This is a genomic window from Burkholderia sp. AW49-1 (assembly GCF_053427845.1).
The window spans coordinates 191,969-209,659 of the sequence record NZ_JBSAXF010000008.1 but is presented as its reverse complement, the minus strand read 5'-3'; the positions used below and the strand labels follow the sequence as shown (position 1 = coordinate 209,659).

Below are 17,691 nucleotides of genomic sequence, written 5' to 3'. Positions count from 1 at the left end.
AGCCTGACCAGACCCCACATGCCGCCATCGAACATGGCTTCACGTTCGCGCGCGCTGCATACAGCCAACGCACAGGAACGGCGGCACAGGCCTCATCCGGCGGCGCGGCAGCAGGGCCGCAGAACGGGCGCGCAGCACCCGGCCGGACAAGACGTGAGCACCGAATGCTCGGTGCTGGATACACCGCCGGACTCCCCGGCGGTCGATGCTTGACGGTGATCCGACGCCCTTTTTTTAACGGGGCCGAAACACCTGCGAATTGCGTGAAATTCACGCGCAATGGGCGGCATTATACATAAACCAAAACCCCGGCTCGAAAAGCGCCCCTTCCGGACCATTGATTCTCACTATGGCTGTAACAATCGGAATGCTCCGGGATTGCACTGAGCAGCGCGTCCGACGCCTCGCCGCAGGGGCGGCAGGCAGCGCGCGCGACCGGTACAATCGCTCCTTTTAGCCGCCGGTGCCTCCATGAAAGTCACGCTCATTCCGGTCACGCCGTTCCAGCAGAACTGCTCGCTGCTCGTCTGCGAAAAGACCGGCCGCGCCGCCGTCGTCGATCCGGGCGGCGACATCGAACGGATCGAACAGGAGATCGCGCGGCAGAACGTGCAGGTCGAGAAGGTGCTGCTGACGCACGGCCACGTCGATCACTGCGCGGGCGCGAAGGCGCTCGCGACGCACTACGGCGTGCCGATCGTGGGGCCGCAGGAAGACGAGCGCTTCTGGATCGAGCAACTGCCGATGCAGAGCCAGCGCTTCGGCTTCCCGGCCGCCGAGGCGTTCGAGCCGGACCAATGGCTGAACGACGGCGACACCGTGCAGTTCGGCGACGAGACGCTCGAGGTCTATCACTGCCCGGGCCACACGCCCGGCCATGTCGTGTTCTTCAGCCGCGCGCATCGTGTCGCGATCGTCGGCGACGTGCTGTTCGCCGGCTCGATCGGCCGCACCGATTTCCCGCGCGGCAACCACGCGGATCTCGTGCGTTCGATCAAGGAGAAGCTGTGGCCACTCGGCGACGACGTGACGTTCGTGCCGGGCCACGGCCCGGTGTCGACCTTCGGCGACGAGCGCCGCACGAATCCGTTCGTGTCCGACAAGGTGTTCGGATGAACCAGACAGCCATCCCCGAAATCTACGTCAGCACCGACGTCGAGGCCGACGGCCCGATTCCGGGCCCGCACTCGATGCTGAGCTTCGCGTCGGCCGCCTATACCGAGGACAAGCAGTTGATCGCGACGTTCTCGGCGAACCTCGAGACGCTGCCCGGCGCGCAGGCCCATCCGGTGCAGGAAGCGTGGTGGAAGACGGAACCGGAAGCGTGGGCCGCGTGCCGGCGCGACCTGCAGGCGCCAGAGGCCGCGCTCGTCGCGTACGTCGAATGGGTCGAGGCGCTGCCCGGCAAGCCGGTGTTCGTCGCGATGCCGGCCGGCTTCGATTTCACGTTCATGTTCTGGTACATGATGCGCTTCGCCGGACGCTGCCCGTTCTCGTGGTCGGCGCTCGACATCAAGACGCTCGCGTTCGCGATGACTGGCCTGCCGTACCGCAAGGCGATCAAGCCGCGCTTTCCGAAGCACTGGTTCGACGATCATCCGCACACGCACGTCGCGCTCGACGACGCGATCGAGCAAGGCGCGCTGTTCTGCAACATGCTCGCCGACCTGCGCCGCCAGCAGGCCGCGCTCGCGGGCCTCGCGGTGGGCGACACCGATCGGTCGGAACAGGCGGGGGCGGGACAAAACCCCACGGATCCACGCGCAAATTAGCGAATCTCGCTCAGCGACGCGCCGCCAGATTGCCTTTCCTTTCCCGGCCCTCTAACATTCAGCGTGTTGTAGCTGCCGCATGGAGGCGCAGGTGACGCTCGATTCCTTTTCGCAAAAAATCCTTCGCCTGTTGCAGCTCGACGCGCGCCGTTCCGTGCAGGAAATCTCCGACCAGGTCGGCCTGTCGAGCACGCCGTGCTGGCGCCGCATCAAGGACATGGAACAGTCCGGCGTGATCCAGCGCTACACGGCGCTGCTCGATCGCGAGAAGCTGGGCCTGCACGTGTGCGCGCTCGCGCACGTACACCTGACTCGCCACAACGAAGGCGGCGTCGAGCAGTTCGAGCGCGAGATCGCGACCTGCCCGGAAGTTACGGAGTGCTACAGCACGACGGGCGAGGCCGATTACATCCTCAAGATCGTCGCCCCCGACATCAAGGCCTACGACGTCTTCCTGCACGAACGGATCTTCAAGATCCCCGCCGTGTCGCAAGTGCGCACGAGCGTCGTGCTGCGCGAAATCAAGTTCGACACGCAACTGCCGCTGTAACGCGCGGCCCGCGGTCGCCCGCGCCGCTCAGGCCTGCGCGGGCAGTCCGCGCGTGAAGCCGATCCGGCGCGCGCCGAACTGCCGCTTCAGCGCATCGACGTCGAGCCGGCCGGCCAGCGCCGCGTCGGTATCGCCCGCGCCGGCGTCGAGCGTCACGTCGATCTCGAGCCCCGTGCTCAAGTAGTGCAGATTGATGGCGGCCGGATGCAGCCCGCGTTGCGCGAGCGCGGCCTCGAGCCGCGCCGTGATCTCGGCACGCGGCGGCAGCGCGAGCGCCGGACGGCGCGCCGTGTCGTTCTCCGGGTCGACGTGGATCAGCGCGTCGAGCACGCGCGGGTCGCGCAGCACGCGTGCACGTGCGGTTTCCGCGATGTAATGGCCTTCGGAGACGGAGATCATGGGATCGACGAGGATGTGCGCGTCGACGAGCGCCGCATCGCCCATCTTGCGCGTGCGCAGGTCGTGCACGTCGCGCACGCCCGGCGTCGCCTCGAGCAGCGCGCGGATTTCGGCCGTGTCGGCGGTGTCGAGCGCGCGATCCGACAGGTCCTGAAGCGCGTCGTAGCCGAACGTCCAGCCCATGCGCGCGACCATGAAACCGACGATCGCCGCGGCGATCGGGTCGAGCAGCCGCACGCCGGCGAGACTGCCGACGATGCCGATTGCGACGACGAGCGACGAAGCGGCGTCCGAGCGCGCATGCCACGCGTTCGCGACGAGCATCGCCGAACGCACGCGCCGTGCCTCGCGCAGCATGTAGCGAAACAGCGCCTCTTTCGACACGAGCACGGTCAACGCGACGATCAACGCGGAAAAATGGACGGCCGGGATGTTTTCGAGATTCACGAGACGGTCGCCGGCGCGCCAGAGCATGCCGATGCCGACCGCGATCAGGATCGCGCCGAGAAACAGCGACGCGACGGTCTCATAACGGCTGTGTCCGTAATTGTGATCGGCATCCGGCGATGCACCACTATGGCGATTCGCAACCAGCACGACAAAATCCGAGATCAAATCGGAAATCGAATGGATGCCATCGGCAATCAATGCCTGCGAATGCGCAACCACGCCGACGACGATCTGAAACGTCGCAAGCACCACATTCAGCACAATACTGACGAGGGTGCTCTTGCGCGCGACCGCGTGCTTATCCGCGCTTTGCGCGTCGTCGGAAAACGTTGACATGAAATACGAGATATCGGTTGGGATACGGAATTCTATCAAACGAAGTGCGCCCGGCATTCCGATATCATGAAATTTTCCATTCAAATCAACCGCTTATGCGAACGGGTTGCATTTTCATTCACGCCCATTCATGACGTTTTCATGACAAGACGCATACATTTCTATACCGGAATGCAAAAAGCCGCGCTCCTGGCGGATGCGCGGCTCTTTTTGAGACGTCGACTTAAACGGATGTTTAAATCGAAAACTGTTCGCGGTTCTTGCCAGCGATCCAGCGCGGCGGCTTGCCGCGGCCCGACCACGTCGCGCCCGTTTCCGGATCGCGGTATTTGGCTGCCACACCTGCGCGCGGGCGCCCGACCTTGCCTGCCTTCGCGCGGCTGAGGCCGAGTTCGGCGAGCGAAAAGCCGTAGTCGGCAATTTTCTGCTTCACGTCATTCAGCACTTCGGCGTATTCACGCGACTTCGCTTCTTCGATTTGCTTCTCCAGCTTCTCCCGCTGGGCCAGCAGGTCCTTGTAAGAAGACATAGTTTCCCTTTCTATATGACCAATGGCACCGGTCTGCAGCCGGCTCACCATTCATGGAATATTTGTGCCTCGGATTTTCGAAGGCAGAGATTAGCACAAAAAGGATTTGATAGAAGCGGGATTCACGAAAATCCCGAGACCAATTGTAATTCACGCATGTCATTTTGACCGGTTGCGGCCTTTTCTCAAATTTCTACGCACTTGCATAGAGATTAGGACATTACTGATCGGGTAATAAGTCTATCAACATACGCAATTACCCTGCATGCGAAAAAATCAAAGCTTTCATCCGGCGACAAGTTCGGGAAAATCGTACGGCGCGCGGCGCTATTCAGACAGATCTGTATTCGCGGCGTCAGGTCACATCCCGCGCGCTGGCAATCAACCGTTCGTGCAATGCACCGGCGTCGCCGGGCACCGAGTCGAAGGGCGTGCGCACGCGGCGGCCGTCGGAGCGCCAGTCGGCGCCGTGGCGGTCGACGCCGAGCAGGTCGAGCCCTTCGCGACGCGCATCGCTCGACTCGTACGCATCCCACAACGCCCGTTCGTCGTCGAACCCGAGCGGCGGCAGCGCATCGAGGCCAGTGCCGTCCACCCAGCCCATCCGGCCGAATCCGCCGATGTAGCGCAGCCGCTCGATGTCGAGCGCCCAGAACGTGAAGTCGCCGAGCGCGAGGTAGCGTGCGGCATCGGGTTCGTAGCGCGTGTAGCGCGCGGCGACATGGGGATCGTCACCGAGCGGCACGAAGCGGCCGAGCAGTGTCGCGCGCTCGGCGTTCAGCACGTCGCCGTCCGGCGCGTCGACGACGAGGAATCCCGCGCGCGGATCGGCGGCAAGGTTGCGCGTGTGCTCGGCAAGGCCGCTCACGAGAATCACGGGTCGATGATTCGCATCGGGTGCGAACGGAACGACCGTCGGATAGGGAAAGCCTTGCGGATCGCGCGCGTGGGTCGCGAGCGTACCGAGTGCGCAGCGGTGCAGCAGGTGCAGCGCAAGGGCGGGATCGATGTTCACGGTGGCTCCTGCGGTCAAAAAGCCTGGGCGGCAACGGTAGCGATGACGCGCCGTACTGGAACGCTTCGGGCGCGCCGCCTGCGCACCGATGTTACCCGCGGCGGCGTCCCGCCGGGCATCCGCCGATCGGCTGGCGCGGCCCGCGCAGGCACCGTGCGTGCCGAAGCGTGATCGGCCGAACGGCCAGCGCGCCGGCAAGACCGTAAGCGGTTCGATAGAATCGGACCCATCCGACGGGCGCGACGCGCCCGCGCATCGTCCATTCAAGAGCGCTCCGTGTCCGAAACCTCCTCCCGATCCTCGTCCGACTTCGCCGCGCCGCCCGACGCGCATCGCGTGCTGGCCTTGCCGGTCCGCCAGCGTGCACGCACGGCCACGATGGCGCTGTTCTTCATCGCCGGCATGATGTACGCGTCGTGGGGCGTGCACGTGCCGACCGTGCGCGACAAGTTCGCGTTGAGCCCGGGACTGCTGTCGATCGCGCTGTTCGCGGTCGCTGGCGGCTCGATCGCCGCGATGCTGACGATCGCGCGCTGGATCGCGCGCGTCGGCTCGCGCACCGCGTGCCTCGCGGGCGGGCTCGTGATGTCCGCGTGCGCGGCGCTGATCCTCGTCGTGCCCGATTACTGGATGCTGCTCGTCGTGCTCGCGCTGTTCGGCTTCTCGATGGCGACGCTCGACGTCGCGATGAACGCGGAGGCGAGCGCGGTCGAGATCGCGCTCGGCAAGCCGATCATGTCGTCGCTGCACGGAATGTTCAGCATCGGCGGGATGTCGGGGGCGGCGGCCGGCGGCGCGCTGCTGTCGGCCGGCATGGCGCCGGCCGTGCATCTCGCGCTCGCGGCGGCCGTCGGCGCGGCGGTGCTGCTCGTCGCGAGCCCGGCCGTGCTGCCGCACGTGCCGCATCACGAACACGCGCACGGCGGCGGCAACCGCTGGCGCTCGCCCGCGCTGTGGATGCTCGGCGGCATCGCGCTGATCGCGCTGATCGCCGAAGGTGCGATGTACGACTGGGCGACGGTCTACATGCGCGACGTCGTCGCGGCGAGCCCCGCGCTCGCAAGCGCGGCCTATGCCGCGTTCTCCGGCGGGATGGCGGTCGCGCGATTCGCGGGCGACGCGGTGCGTGCGCGTTTCGGCGCGCCGCAGCTCGTGTTCGCGAGCGCGTCGCTCGCGTGCGCCGGGATGATCGGCGCGCTGTTGCTGCCGAACCCGATCGCCGTGCTGACGGGCTTTACGCTGATGGGCGTCGGCCTCGCGAACATGATGCCCGTGCTGTTCGCCGCCGCCGCGCGCGTGAAAGGCATCCACGCGGCCGAAGGGCTCGCGCACGTGGCCGGGCTCGCGTATTTCGGACTGCTGTTCGGTCCGGTCGTGATCGGCGCGGTCGCGCAGGCCGTGAATCTGACCGTCGGGCTGTCGGTCGTCGCGCTGTGCGCGGCGCTCGTCGCGGCCGTCGCGCCGAAGGTGCTCGCGCACCTGAAGATCTGACCGCGGCGCGGCCGCCCCGCTGCGGGATCGCCAAAAAGAAGGCGCGCCCGTGTTGCCACAGGCGCGCCTTCACCCCTTCTGCCGGCCGCTTTTCAGCTTACATCTTCACTTCGTCGAGCAGCGTCTTCTTGCCGCTCTTGTAGTTGTACAGCGAAATCACGCCGTGCTGCAGGTCGCCCTTCGAGTCGAAGGTCGTCGTGCCGATCACGCCCGTGTACTTCGTCGCCGGCATCGCCGCGAGGATCTTCGCCGGGTCCGTCGAGTTCGCGCGCTTCATCGCGTCGGCGATGATGTACACGGCGTCATACGTGAACGGTGCGTAGATCTGGATCGGCTGACCGAAACGCTTCTCGTACTTCGCCTTGAACGCTGCGCCGCCCGGCATCTTTTCCAGCGAAGCACCGGCTTCCGAGCACACGATGTTGTCGGTCGCGTCGCCGGCCAGGTCGGCCAGCTTCTCCGTGCACACGCCGTCGCCCGCGAAGATCTTCGCGCGCAGGCCGAGTTGCTTCGCCTGCTTCGCGAACGGGCCGCCGGTGGCGTCCATGCCGCCGTACATGATCGCGTCCGGGTTCTCGCCCTTGATCTTGGTCAGAATCGCGCGGAAGTCGACCGCCTTGTCGTTGGTCGCGTCGTGCGACATCACCTTCAGGCCGAGCGCCTTGGCCTTCTTCTCGAATTCGTTCGCGAGGCCCTGGCCGTAAGCGGTCGAATCGTCGACCACCGCGACGCTCTTGATGCCCTTCGAATGCGCGTAGTTCGCGAGTGCCGGACCCTGCTGCGCATCGGTCGCCACCACGCGATACGTGGTCTTGAAGCCTTGCTGCGTGTAAGCCGGGTTGGTCGCCGACGGCGAGATCTGCACGATGCCCGCATCGCTGTAGATTTTCGAGGCCGGGATCGACGTGCCCGAGTTCAGGTGGCCGACCACCGCGACGACCTTGTCGTCGACGAGCTTCTGCGCAACCTGCGTCGCCTGCCGCGGGTCGGCCGCGTCATCCTGCGGGTCGAGTTGCAGCGTGATCTTCTGGCCGCCGATCGTGAGACCCTTCGCGTTGATTTCCTCGACTGCGAGACGCGCGCCGTTTTCGTTGTCCTTGCCCAGGTGTGCAATGCCGCCCGTCAACGGCGCGACGTGGCCGATCTTGACGACTTGATCGGCGGACGCGTTGCTTGCAGCTGCAGCACACAGCATCGCCGCTGCGGTGATCGGCAACAGCTTTTGCATCTTGATATTCATGTAAGTCTCCAGTTTCGGTCCCAATAAACGCCATCGCCCGGTGCCCCGCTGCCATCCCTGTGTTTGCATTCACTGGACGATTCGCCGGTTGCATCCTTCATGCACTTGGCCTCAAGCACGTGGGGAAACGGCCGCTTTTAGCAGCCGCCCGCCCGTACTTGCGCGCAAGTGTAGGTGATCAAATTAATTTGTGGGACTTTTTTGGGGTAGTGGTAACACTACCGATACGGGCGCTTTGGAATGAATCCTCGAATATCGCTGCGAGCCGCACCGGATAAGGGTTTCCGCTAATCTCGGACGACCGGATGAAAGGTTGATTCAAAGCATTCCCGCGTCATTTCGATTCGGTATTTTGTGCGCGGGATCATTGAATGAAACGCGCGTGACGACACGCGCTTTTCTCGCTTCGATACGAGCCGGTCAGGCGTCCGTTGCGCGCCATTCGGCGTCGAGCGCGTCGACGAGTTGCGACGTCGTCAGCGCGGCGGCGCGCCGTCGCGCGAGCGGTGCGCCCTGCCCGGCCCACAGCGACAGATGGTCGCCGTCGTTCGCGCGCGCGGCGGCCTGGCGCAGCGGCTGGGTCAGCGCGTTCTGCACCGGATACGGCGCGGCGTCGGCCACGCGTTCGCCGAGCCGCATCATCAGCGTATTGCGCAATCCGCGCGCATGACGGCCGGTGATCGCGCGCGTGACCTGCGTCGACGTATCGGCGCTCGCGAGCAGCCGCGCTTTCCAGTCCGCCGCGATCGCACTTTCCGCACACGTCAGGAACGCGGTGCCGAGCTGAGCGCCCTGCGCGCCGAGCGCGAGCGCGGCGGCGATGCCGCGACCGTCCATGATGCCGCCCGCGGCGAGCACGGGCAGGCCGGTTGCATCGACGAGCTGCGGCACGAGCGCGAGCGTGCCGATCAGCGCATCGTCGCCCGAGCCGATGAAGGTGCCGCGATGGCCGCCGGCTTCGGCACCCTGCGCGGACAGCGCGTCGGCGCCGGCCGCCTGCCACGCGCGCCCTTCGGCGACGTGCGTCGCGGTGCCGATCACGTAGGTGCCGACGGCCTTCAGGCGCGCGACGTCGGCCGCGTCGAGCACGCCGAACGTGAAGCTCGCGACCGGCACGCGCAACGCGACGAGCGCGTCGAATTGCGCGCGGAAGTCGGGCGCGTAGCGTGCGGGCGCGGTGCCCGGCGGCAGCCCGAGCGTCGCGTTCAACGGATCGATCGCGGCGAGCGCGCGCGCGACGGTCGCCGCGTCGGGCGCGGCCTCGGGCAACACGAACAGGTTCACGGCGAACGGACGCGCGGTCGCCGCGCGAATCGCGGCGACTTCGGTCGCGAGACGATCCGGCTCGAACGCGCCGGCGCCGAGACTGCCGAGCGCGCCGGCATTGGATGCGGCCGCGACCATCACGGCCGTGGTCGCACCGACCATCGGCGCCTGCACGAGGGGCAGGCGCAGGCCGAAGCGTTCGGAAAACGGAGTGGAAAATGCACGGGCTGGCATGGCGAATCCTTCGATGACGATGTGCGAAAGCGCTTTGTAAAGGCCGACACGTCGACTCTATCGAAGCGGCGCACCGTCGAAAAATGAATAATCGAGATCGAAACGATCGCTGCGCGAGAAGCCGGTCCGGGACGCGGATTCGCAACGCGCACACACCGGCCAGGCGCGCCGCTTGCGCGCTGCAGCGCCACCGGATTGGTGGCACACTAGGCCGCCCTTTTTTTCATCCGCGGTGCGCATGTCGCGCACCCGTTCGCCAGGAGTTCCAACGTGACTGCCCAATGGATCGACATCCCGACCGGTAACGACAGCTTCGGCGGCTATCTTGCGCTGCCCAAGCGCGGCAAGGGCCCCGCCGTCATCATCATCCAGGAGATCTTCGGCGTGAACGCGCACATCCGCTCGGTCGCCGACCAGTACGCGGCCGACGGTTTCGTCGCGCTCGCGCCGGACGTCTTCTGGCGCACGCAGCCGCGCGTCGAGCTGACCTACGACGGCGCCGATCGCGACAAGGGCATCGAGCTGATGAAGAAGACCGACGTCGGTCTCGCGATCGCGGACATCGGCGCGGCCGCCGACGCGTTGCGCGCGCGCCCCGAAGTCGCCGGCAAGGTCGCCGCGATCGGTTACTGCTTCGGCGGTCAGCTCGCGTACCGTGCGGCCGCGGCCGGCAAGGTCGATGCGGCGGTCGCCTATTACGGCGGCGGCATCCAGAATGCGCTCGACCTCGCCGGCAAGGTCACGCAGCCGATCCTGTTCCACTACGCGGAGAATGACCACGGCATCCCGCTCGACGCCGTCGAGCAGGTGAAGACCGCATTCGCGGGCCGCCACAATGCGTCGTTCCATCTGTATTCGGGCGCCGAACACGGCTTCAACTGCCCCGATCGCGCGTCGTACCACCAGCGCGCGTCGGCGCTTGCGCACGGCCGCACGCTGACGTTCCTCGCCGAGCACGTGTAACGGCAGCGGGCCCGGCTCGCCGGGCCCGCGTTATTCTCCTTTCATCGCCACGAGTCACAACGGGGGTGACTGCGATGCACTCGGACTATCTCGCGCATGACGCGATCGGCCTCGCCGCACTCGTGCGCGAGCGCAAGGCGAGCCCGCGCGAACTGCTGGACGCCGCGATCGGCCAGGCCGAAGCGGTGAACGGCGCGATCAACGCGATCGTGCTGCAGGACTACGACGATGCGCGCAAGCGGGCCGAATCGGCCCTCGATACGGGCACCGATGTGCCGTTCGCGGGTGTCCCGTATCTCGTCAAGGATCTCGGCGCGGCGGTCGCCGGGCTGCCGTTGTCGATGGGCAGCCGCCACTATCGCTACTTCGTCCCCGCCGACGACTCGCCGGTGATCGCGCGCAGCCGTGCGGCGGGACTCAACGTGTTCGGCAAGACCAACACGTCGGAAATCGGCCAGATGCCGTACACCGAACCCGAACTGTTCGGCGCGTGCCGCAATCCGTGGAACCTCGATCACACGCCCGGCGGCTCGAGCGGCGGCGCGGCCGCGGCAGTCGCGGCCGGCATCGTGCCGCTCGCGCATGCGTCGGACGGCGGTGGCTCGATCCGGATTCCGGCGTCGTGCTGCGGGCTGTTCGGGCTGAAGCCGAGCCGCAATCCGGTGCTGGTCGACCAGCCGTCGAACGGCGAGCTGGTCGTCCAGCATGCGGTTTCGCGCAGCGTGCGCGACAGCGCTCTGCTGCTCGACGTGACGACCGGTCAGACGCTGCCGCCCGGCGCGTCCGGCACCTTCCTCGGCGAGCTCGACACACCGCCCGGTCCGCTGCGGATCGGCCTCGTCGTCGACCCGATGCTTGCGCCGGCGCTCTCCGACGATACGCGCGCGGCGCTCGACGACGCGGCCGCGCTCGTCGAATCACTCGGCCATCACGTCGAACCGGCGACACTGAACATCGACTACGCACGCACGGCCGAAACCTTTCTCACGCTGTGGGCGACGATCGCCGAGGAGATGGTGCTGGGTGCACGCGCGCTGACCGGGCGCACGCCGAAGCGCGCGGAGTTCGAACCGGCGACGTGGGCGATGGCCGTCGTCGGCAGGCGCATCGCCCGCGCGCGACTGCCGGACGTGCTCGAATGGCAACGCCAGCTCACCGTGCAGGTCTCGGGCCTCGTGTCGCGCTACGACGCGATCCTGTGCGCGACGCTCGCGGGCCCGCCGGTCAAGATCGGCGAGCTGCAGCCGACGCCGCTCGAAGCCGCGCAGATGAAGCTGCTCGGCGCGCTGCCGGTAAAACCGCTGCTGCGGGAAATGCTCGCGAAGGCGTCGGAAAAGGCGTTCGCGTGGGCCGGCTGCACCGAGCTGTTCAACCTGACGGGCCAGCCGGCGATGTCGGTGCCGCTCTACTGGAACGCGCGCGGCCTGCCGATCGGCGTGCAGTTCGTCGCGCGTCACACCGACGAGGCGTTGCTGCTCAAGCTCGCGCGACAACTGGAGCAAGCGCGGCCGTGGTTCGGCAAACGGCCGCCGTTGATGCAGGCACAGGGGTAAGGGGCGCTGCGCGGGAGGCACCTCGCGCACCGCGCGCGGCCCGCGGGCATGTGACGCAGCGCTTCCGTCCGGCGCGGCAACGCCGGCCGAAAGCCTGGCCGACCGCCTTCAGCGCCACCCGTGCGCCGTGAAAGCCGCCAGGTGAGAAGTGCTCCCCCTTCCGGCCTCGCTCGCACTTGCGCGTCGGTCCAACTGACTCTTTTCGGACCGTTCTCATGTGCAGCATGGGTTGCAGAACCTAGCATGTCCGTTCTCTTTAACCCACAGGCGATCCAGCAACTCGTCGAATTGCCGTACGCCTGCTCCCGGGGCGTCATCCTGCATCTGCCGCTTGCGGTCGCCCATTTGCACGCCAATGATCCATCCCGCCAAACACCACTTGCTCCGCGTGGCATTCGCCGCCGTGTCGCTCTGCGCGATACCGGCAGGGAATGCGCTGGCCGGTATCAACCCGTACCTGCTCAAGATGTGTAAGCCGGATAACCGGAGAGGACTCTTTGAGGCATCAGTGCGTCCAATCCATATCGCGGTCCGCAACCGGATCTACCTCACGGCGGACGGCCCGCTTGCGAATGGGGCACTGGTCGGCTACGTGGACGTTCAGGATCCGACCAAGTCGCAACTCGCCGCTGCGTTTCCGTTCATCGGCGATGAAACTTGGACCTTCAAGCTGAGCGCGGGTATCTGGGTCGACGTCGCGGGCCGGATCGCTTCGCTGTCCGTCGCCGGCACGGAAGATACGCGCAATCCCTCCTTGCCATTCGCTCGTCGCGGGACCCGGAACCAGAACTCAACCTATACGTACAACGGGCTAATGCTCTACGGCGCCGAGTCTCCCACGATTGTGTCGAAGGAGCCGCCGATAGGCACGCAAGTGATGGACAACAAGGCAAAGTCGTTGATTGCCGACGCGATCGCCAACAACCAGCCGTTCGACGTGGGAATGATGACCGCCTATCACCCCGACTTCGCCGCAAACTGGAATGATGACGATGGCTTCGGGATCTGCCGCGGCGGCTACGGATACATGCTGCACCTGCTGCACGTGCACTCCACCGGCTACACACTCGATGTCGAACCCATTTCGGGTCGTGCCGAAGTCACGCAGGGCCACGTGCTCACACAGGTGCCCGACGCATGCACCAATCGCGGCGACCGGATGGAGTGCCCGATCGACGTCAAGACCAACACCGTGTCCGGCGGCTTTACGCTGAAGCTCGACACGATCGCCGCCAGCGACGCCTGGCTCCTCGTCGACGGACGGAAAACCCGCGAGATCGACGTGTCCGAACTCAACCGCACGACACTAGTCGTCACCGCGAGGTATCTTTCGGACCTGCTCGGCTCGAAGGACGTCACGACGCTCGACGACGTCGCACTCACGATCGTGCCCAACCACATGCCGCAGCTGACCTCTCCGCTCAGCCTGCTGTCCAACGTCGAACTCAAGCGCCTCACGTTCGGCGTGGCGATCGAAGAGCGCAATCCGTCCGCGCTCGGCCATTACATCGGCAGCATCGGGCAAGACCCCGACATCGCGATTCCGCTTACGGTCCGGCAGTTCGGTGTCTCCAAAGCTACCCGCGTGTCGGTCGAGGTCAAGGCCCCAAGCGTGTCGACCACGCAAGGCCCGCGCTGCAAGTTCGTCGGCAACCAGGGCGCGACCGTCGTCGGCATTCCGGCCAATCTGCGGTTCTACAGCGGCACCGAACACATCGACCGCGCGGACAACTGCACCGGCCTCACCCACGACGTCACGTCGATGAAATGGCGCGAAGTCGTCGGCGGCAACCATCCCTACATGGGCTCGCTCGACATGGACCTGATCTTTCCGCTGTCGCCCAGCGGACTGCATCTCGACGTGGCTGGCAACACCTGGGTCGGCAAAATCGAGGCGAGCGGCGACGTCGTCGTGAAGGGCGAGTGGAAATGAGCGGCATGACCGCCGTTCATCTTGCGCCCGTGCACTGCGCGCATTGAACGAGCGGCCGGAGCGGCATGCGTCGATCCGGCCATTTCACGTTCCACTCGAACGCCGCAGATTCAACCGATCGCCCCGCCACTCGACGCCCCTCCCGCAAAAACGAAAAAGCCCGGCCGGCTTGCGCCGGTCGGGCCTCATTCGCGTATGCCGCGCGCCGCTCAGAATCCGAGCCGCTCGCAGATCGTCTTGGTGGCCGCGGCCGCGTTCAGCGTATAGAAATGCAGACCCGGCACGCCCGCGTCGATCAGGCGCTGGCACAGGCTCGTGACGACGTCCGCGCCGAACGCACGGATCGCGTCGCGATCGTCGCCGAAGCTCTCGAGCCGGCGCGCGACCCAGCGCGGCACTTCCGCGCCGCACATTTCCGAGAAGCGCATCAGCTGCGAGAAGTTCGTGATCGGCATGATGCCCGGCACGATCGGCACGTCCACACCCAGCTTGCGCGCATCGTCGACGAAGCGGAAATACGCATCGGCGTTGAAGAAGTACTGCGTGATCGCGGAATTCGCGCCGGCTTTCACCTTGCGCGCGAAGTTTTCGAGATCGGCCTTCGGCGAGCGCGATTGCGGGTGGTATTCCGGATAGCCGGCGACTTCGATGTGGAACCAGTCGCCATGCTCGGCGCGGATGAAGCTGACGAGCTCGGACGCATAGCGCAGCTCGCCGACCTCGCCCATCCCCGACGGCAGGTCGCCGCGCAGCGCGACGATATGCCGGATGCCGTGCGAGCGGTACTGGTCGAGGATCGCACGCAGGTTGTCGCGCGACGAGCCGATGCACGACAGGTGCGGCGCGGCCTCGAGGCCGTCCTTCTGCATGTCGAGCACGGTATCGAGCGTGCCCTGCTGCGTCGAGCCGCCGGCGCCGAACGTCACGGAGACGAATTTCGGCTTCAGCGGCAGCAGCTGCGCACGCGTCGCGCGCAGCTTTTCGACGCCGTCCGCCGTCTTCGGCGGGAAGAATTCAAACGAGAGTTCGATCGATTTCATGATTCGCAAGAATGGGCGCGGCCGTCAGCCGATGTCGCGCTGCCCGAAGATCAGCGCGGACAGCAGCCACGACACGATGCTGTACAGGATCGAACCGAAGAACGCCGACCAGAAACCCGACACCTCGAAACCCTTCAGTAGCGACGACGCGAACCAGAAGCACAGCGCGTTCACGACGAGGATGAACACCCCGAGCGTGACGATCGTGACCGGCAGCGTCAGCAGGATCAGCACCGGCCTGATCACCGTGTTGATCAGGCCGAGCACGACCGCGATGATCAGCGCGGTGCCGAAGCTCTTGATGTGGATCGACGGAACGAGGTACGTGATGATCAGCAGCGCGAGTGCGTTGATGACCCAGGTGAGGATGACGCTCATGGAGGGCTCCGGTTCGGTTGTCGATCTGGTCGGTCAGTGGCCGCCGCCAGCCGCCGCGCGTGCCCGCGCGGCGGCGGACATAACGCGACGGCCGGCGGTCCGGCACCGTGCCGCCGCGCTGCGCATGAACGCGGCGCGACGGCGGCGGTGCATCAGTAGCGGTAGTGGTTCGGCTTGAACGGGCCGTCCTTCTGCACGCCGATGTACGAAGCCTGCTCGTCCGACAGCACGGACAGGTTCGCGCCGATGCGCGCGAGGTGCAGGCGCGCGACCTTTTCGTCGAGATGCTTCGGCAGCACGTACACCTTGTTCTCGTACTGTTCGCCGCGCGTGAAGAGTTCGATCTGCGCAAGCGTCTGGTTCGCGAACGAGTTCGACATCACGAACGACGGGTGGCCGGTCGCGCAGCCGAGGTTCACGAGGCGGCCTTCGGCCAGCAGGATCACGCGCTTGCCGTCCGGGAAGATGATGTGGTCGACCTGCGGCTTGATGTTTTCCCACTGATACTGGCGGGTCGACGCGACGTCGATTTCCGAGTCGAAGTGGCCGATGTTGCAGACGATCGCGTTGTGGCGCATCGCCTTCATGTGATCGTGGTTGATCACGTGGTAGTTGCCGGTCGCCGTCACGAAGATGTCGGCCTTGTCGGCGGCATATTCCATCGTCACGACGCGGTAGCCTTCCATCGCCGCCTGCAGCGCGCAGATCGGGTCGATTTCGGTGACCCACACCGTCGCGCCCAGGCCGCGCAGCGATTGCGCGCAACCCTTGCCCACGTCGCCGTAGCCCGCGACGACCGCGACCTTGCCCGCGATCATCACGTCGGTCGCGCGCTTGATGCCGTCGACGAGCGACTCGCGGCAGCCGTACAGGTTGTCGAACTTCGACTTCGTGACCGAGTCGTTCACGTTGAACGCCGGGAACGGCAGGCGGCCGTCCTTTTCCATCTGGTACAGGCGATGCACGCCGGTCGTGGTTTCTTCGGTCACGCCCTTGATGTGCGCGAGGCGCGTCGAGTACCAGGTCGGATCGGCGTCGAGGTGCTTCGCGATCGACTTGAAGAGCGCGACTTCTTCCTCGTTGGTCGGCTTCGCGATCACCGAACGGTCCTTCTCGGCCTTCGAGCCGAGGATCAGCAGCAGCGTTGCGTCGCCGCCGTCGTCCAGGATCATGTTCGCGAATTCGCCGTTCGGCCATTCGAAGATGCGGTGCGAGAATTCCCAGTATTCGTCGAGCGACTCGCCCTTGAACGCGAACACCGGCGTGCCGGCTTCGACGATCGCGGCAGCGGCGTGGTCCTGCGTCGAGAAGATGTTGCACGACGCCCAGCGGACATCGGCGCCGAGCGCCTTCAGCGTCTCGATCAGCACGCCGGTCTGGATCGTCATGTGCAGCGAACCTGCGATGCGCGCGCCCTTCAGCGGCTGCTGCGCCTTGTATTCGTCGCGGATCTGCACGAGGCCCGGCATTTCGGTCTCGGCGATGTTCAGCTCCTTGCGGCCCCAGCCGGCAAGCGCCATGTCGGCGACGATGTAATCCTTGGAAGCTTGCGAATCGATAATGGCGTTCATCACGCCCTCCTTTCTAAAAAAGTTCTAGAAATTGGTGACGTGAGCGCCGTTCAGGAAGCGGGGCCGGCGCGAATGTTGCCGCACGGCTGCTTGGTGAAGCTTTCCGAGCCTGGCGGACGCAGGATGGTCCGTCGCAACGCTCCTCGGAAAACGGGAGGGATTGTAGCAAATCGGCGCGGGAAATGCGCGCCGCGCGCCGCGCGCGGCGTCGACGCGCGCGGGCGTTATGAAAGGGTCAGTTCTCGGCGCCGACCCATGCCTGTTCGCGCAACCGCGCGCGCAGGCGCGCGACGGCCTGGCTGTGCAGCTGGCACACGCGCGACTCGCTGACCTCGAGCACCGCGCCGATCTCGCGCAGGTTCAGCCCACGCTCGTAGTACAGCGACATCAGCAGTTTCTCGCGCTCGGGCAGCCGCTCGATCGCTTCGACGAGCGCCTCGCGCAGGTGTTCGTCGAGCAGCGACGACAGCGGATCGGCGTGATCGACGCGATAGCGGTCGAGGAACGGCTCGTCGTCGGCCGCGCGATCGAAATCCTCGTAGTAGATGAGCTGGCTGCCGTGCAAGTCCTGCAGCATCCCCTGGTATTCGTCGAGCGGCATCTTCAGGTGCTGCGCGATCTCGGCCTCGCTCGCCGAGCGGCCGAGCTGCTGCTCGACCTGGTGCACCGCGTACTCGACCTCGCGCGACGTCTTGCGCAAGCTGCGCGGCAGCCAGTCGTTGCTGCGCAGCTCGTCGAGCATCGCGCCACGGATGCGCTGGGTCGCGTAGGTCTCGAACTGCGCACCCTGGTCTTCCTTGTAGCGGCCGGCCGCGTCCATCAGCCCGATCATGCCGGCCTGGATCAGGTCGTCGAGATCGACGCTCGCCGGCATCTTCGCGACGAGCTGCAGCCCCAGGCGCCGCACGAGCGGCGCGTATTGCGCGAGCACGTCGGCCTGGGTCATCTTTCCTTGAGCGTTGTACATCATG

The 17,691-nt window shown here is 66.0% G+C and carries 16 protein-coding genes and 1 riboswitch; of the genes, 7 read left to right on the top strand and 9 right to left on the bottom strand.

Translation table 11 applies throughout. The features are described 5' to 3' along the window. Positions 1-471: 471 nt before the first annotated feature. The 3 genes from ACV22W_RS15455 (at position 472) to ACV22W_RS15445 (ending at position 2,322) form a co-directional block, all read left to right on the top strand. The gene (locus ACV22W_RS15455) at positions 472-1,116 is read left to right on the top strand and encodes an MBL fold metallo-hydrolase (protein WP_059533448.1); all 645 of its coding nucleotides are present in this window, start codon (positions 472-474) and stop codon (positions 1,114-1,116) included. After that, positions 1,113-1,772, top strand: a complete 660-nt coding sequence (locus ACV22W_RS15450; RefSeq protein WP_059452651.1) for a hypothetical protein — start codon at positions 1,113-1,115, stop codon at positions 1,770-1,772. The genes ACV22W_RS15455 and ACV22W_RS15450 overlap by 4 nt, the downstream gene beginning before the upstream one ends. Before the next feature lie 79 nt (positions 1,773-1,851). Further along, positions 1,852-2,322 (top strand): Lrp/AsnC family transcriptional regulator, encoded by a 471-nt coding sequence (locus ACV22W_RS15445; protein ID WP_006477376.1) that lies wholly within the window; start codon positions 1,852-1,854, stop codon positions 2,320-2,322. Between the two features lie 27 nt (positions 2,323-2,349). Here the strand turns inward: ACV22W_RS15445 and ACV22W_RS15440 are convergent, their stop codons facing one another. The 3 genes from ACV22W_RS15440 to ACV22W_RS15430 form a co-directional block, all read right to left on the bottom strand. After that, the gene (locus tag ACV22W_RS15440) at positions 2,350-3,507 is read right to left on the bottom strand and encodes a cation diffusion facilitator family transporter (protein ID WP_059533450.1); all 1,158 of its coding nucleotides are present in this window, start codon (positions 3,505-3,507) and stop codon (positions 2,350-2,352) included. 235 nt (positions 3,508-3,742) lie between these two features. Next, complete coding sequence (locus ACV22W_RS15435) at positions 3,743-4,036, bottom strand: H-NS histone family protein (RefSeq protein ID WP_448020343.1); 294 nt, start codon at positions 4,034-4,036, stop codon at positions 3,743-3,745. Positions 4,037-4,391: 355 nt separating this feature from the next. Beyond that, positions 4,392-5,051 carry a HugZ family pyridoxamine 5'-phosphate oxidase gene (locus tag ACV22W_RS15430; RefSeq protein ID WP_448020245.1) on the bottom strand — a complete coding sequence of 220 codons (660 nt, stop codon included), beginning with the start codon at positions 5,049-5,051 and terminating at the stop codon, positions 4,392-4,394. A gap of 276 nt (positions 5,052-5,327) precedes the next feature. Here ACV22W_RS15430 and ACV22W_RS15425 point away from each other — a divergent pair, with 276 nt between their 5' ends. Then, positions 5,328-6,542: an MFS transporter gene (locus ACV22W_RS15425; RefSeq protein ID WP_448020244.1), complete on the top strand. Its 1,215-nt coding sequence runs from the start codon at positions 5,328-5,330 to the stop codon at positions 6,540-6,542. Between the two features lie 97 nt (positions 6,543-6,639). Here the strand turns inward: ACV22W_RS15425 and ACV22W_RS15420 are convergent, their stop codons facing one another. Continuing rightward, positions 6,640-7,782, bottom strand: coding sequence for a branched-chain amino acid ABC transporter substrate-binding protein (locus ACV22W_RS15420; protein WP_448020242.1), 1,143 nt, complete (start codon positions 7,780-7,782; stop codon positions 6,640-6,642). Positions 7,783-8,202: 420 nt separating this feature from the next. Next, complete coding sequence (locus ACV22W_RS15415; RefSeq protein WP_448020241.1) at positions 8,203-9,282, bottom strand: NAD(P)H-dependent flavin oxidoreductase; 1,080 nt, start codon at positions 9,280-9,282, stop codon at positions 8,203-8,205. A 270-nt stretch (positions 9,283-9,552) separates the two neighbouring features. On the opposite strand from ACV22W_RS15415, the gene ACV22W_RS15410 reads away from it, so the two are divergent. The 3 genes from ACV22W_RS15410 to ACV22W_RS15400 all read left to right on the top strand — a co-directional run bounded on the left by ACV22W_RS15410 (position 9,553) and on the right by ACV22W_RS15400 (position 13,731). Beyond that, entirely contained in the window at positions 9,553-10,245 is a 693-nt protein-coding gene (locus ACV22W_RS15410) for a dienelactone hydrolase family protein (RefSeq protein WP_448020240.1), read from the top strand. A 74-nt stretch (positions 10,246-10,319) separates the two neighbouring features. Then, positions 10,320-11,798 carry an amidase gene (locus tag ACV22W_RS15405; protein ID WP_448020341.1) on the top strand — a complete coding sequence of 493 codons (1,479 nt, stop codon included), beginning with the start codon at positions 10,320-10,322 and terminating at the stop codon, positions 11,796-11,798. A 388-nt stretch (positions 11,799-12,186) separates the two neighbouring features. Then, positions 12,187-13,731, top strand: coding sequence for a hypothetical protein (locus tag ACV22W_RS15400; protein ID WP_448020239.1), 1,545 nt, complete (start codon positions 12,187-12,189; stop codon positions 13,729-13,731). 209 nt (positions 13,732-13,940) lie between these two features. Here the strand turns inward: ACV22W_RS15400 and metF are convergent, their stop codons facing one another. From metF to ACV22W_RS15380, 4 genes are all read right to left on the bottom strand, one after another. After that, positions 13,941-14,771, bottom strand: a complete 831-nt coding sequence (gene metF / locus ACV22W_RS15395) for a methylenetetrahydrofolate reductase [NAD(P)H] (protein WP_059452643.1) — start codon at positions 14,769-14,771, stop codon at positions 13,941-13,943. Positions 14,772-14,795: 24 nt separating this feature from the next. Continuing rightward, complete coding sequence (locus tag ACV22W_RS15390; RefSeq protein ID WP_006477367.1) at positions 14,796-15,149, bottom strand: phage holin family protein; 354 nt, start codon at positions 15,147-15,149, stop codon at positions 14,796-14,798. 152 nt (positions 15,150-15,301) lie between these two features. Beyond that, positions 15,302-16,720, bottom strand: a complete 1,419-nt coding sequence (ahcY, locus tag ACV22W_RS15385) for an adenosylhomocysteinase (protein ID WP_059533465.1) — start codon at positions 16,718-16,720, stop codon at positions 15,302-15,304. A gap of 34 nt (positions 16,721-16,754) precedes the next feature. After that, positions 16,755-16,871, bottom strand: a riboswitch (S-adenosyl-L-homocysteine riboswitch). An 84-nt stretch (positions 16,872-16,955) separates the two neighbouring features. Next, a complete protein-coding gene (locus ACV22W_RS15380) occupies positions 16,956-17,690 on the bottom strand; it encodes an RNA polymerase sigma factor FliA (protein WP_448020237.1) in 735 nt (244 codons plus the stop codon). Position 17,691 lies beyond the last annotated feature (1 nt).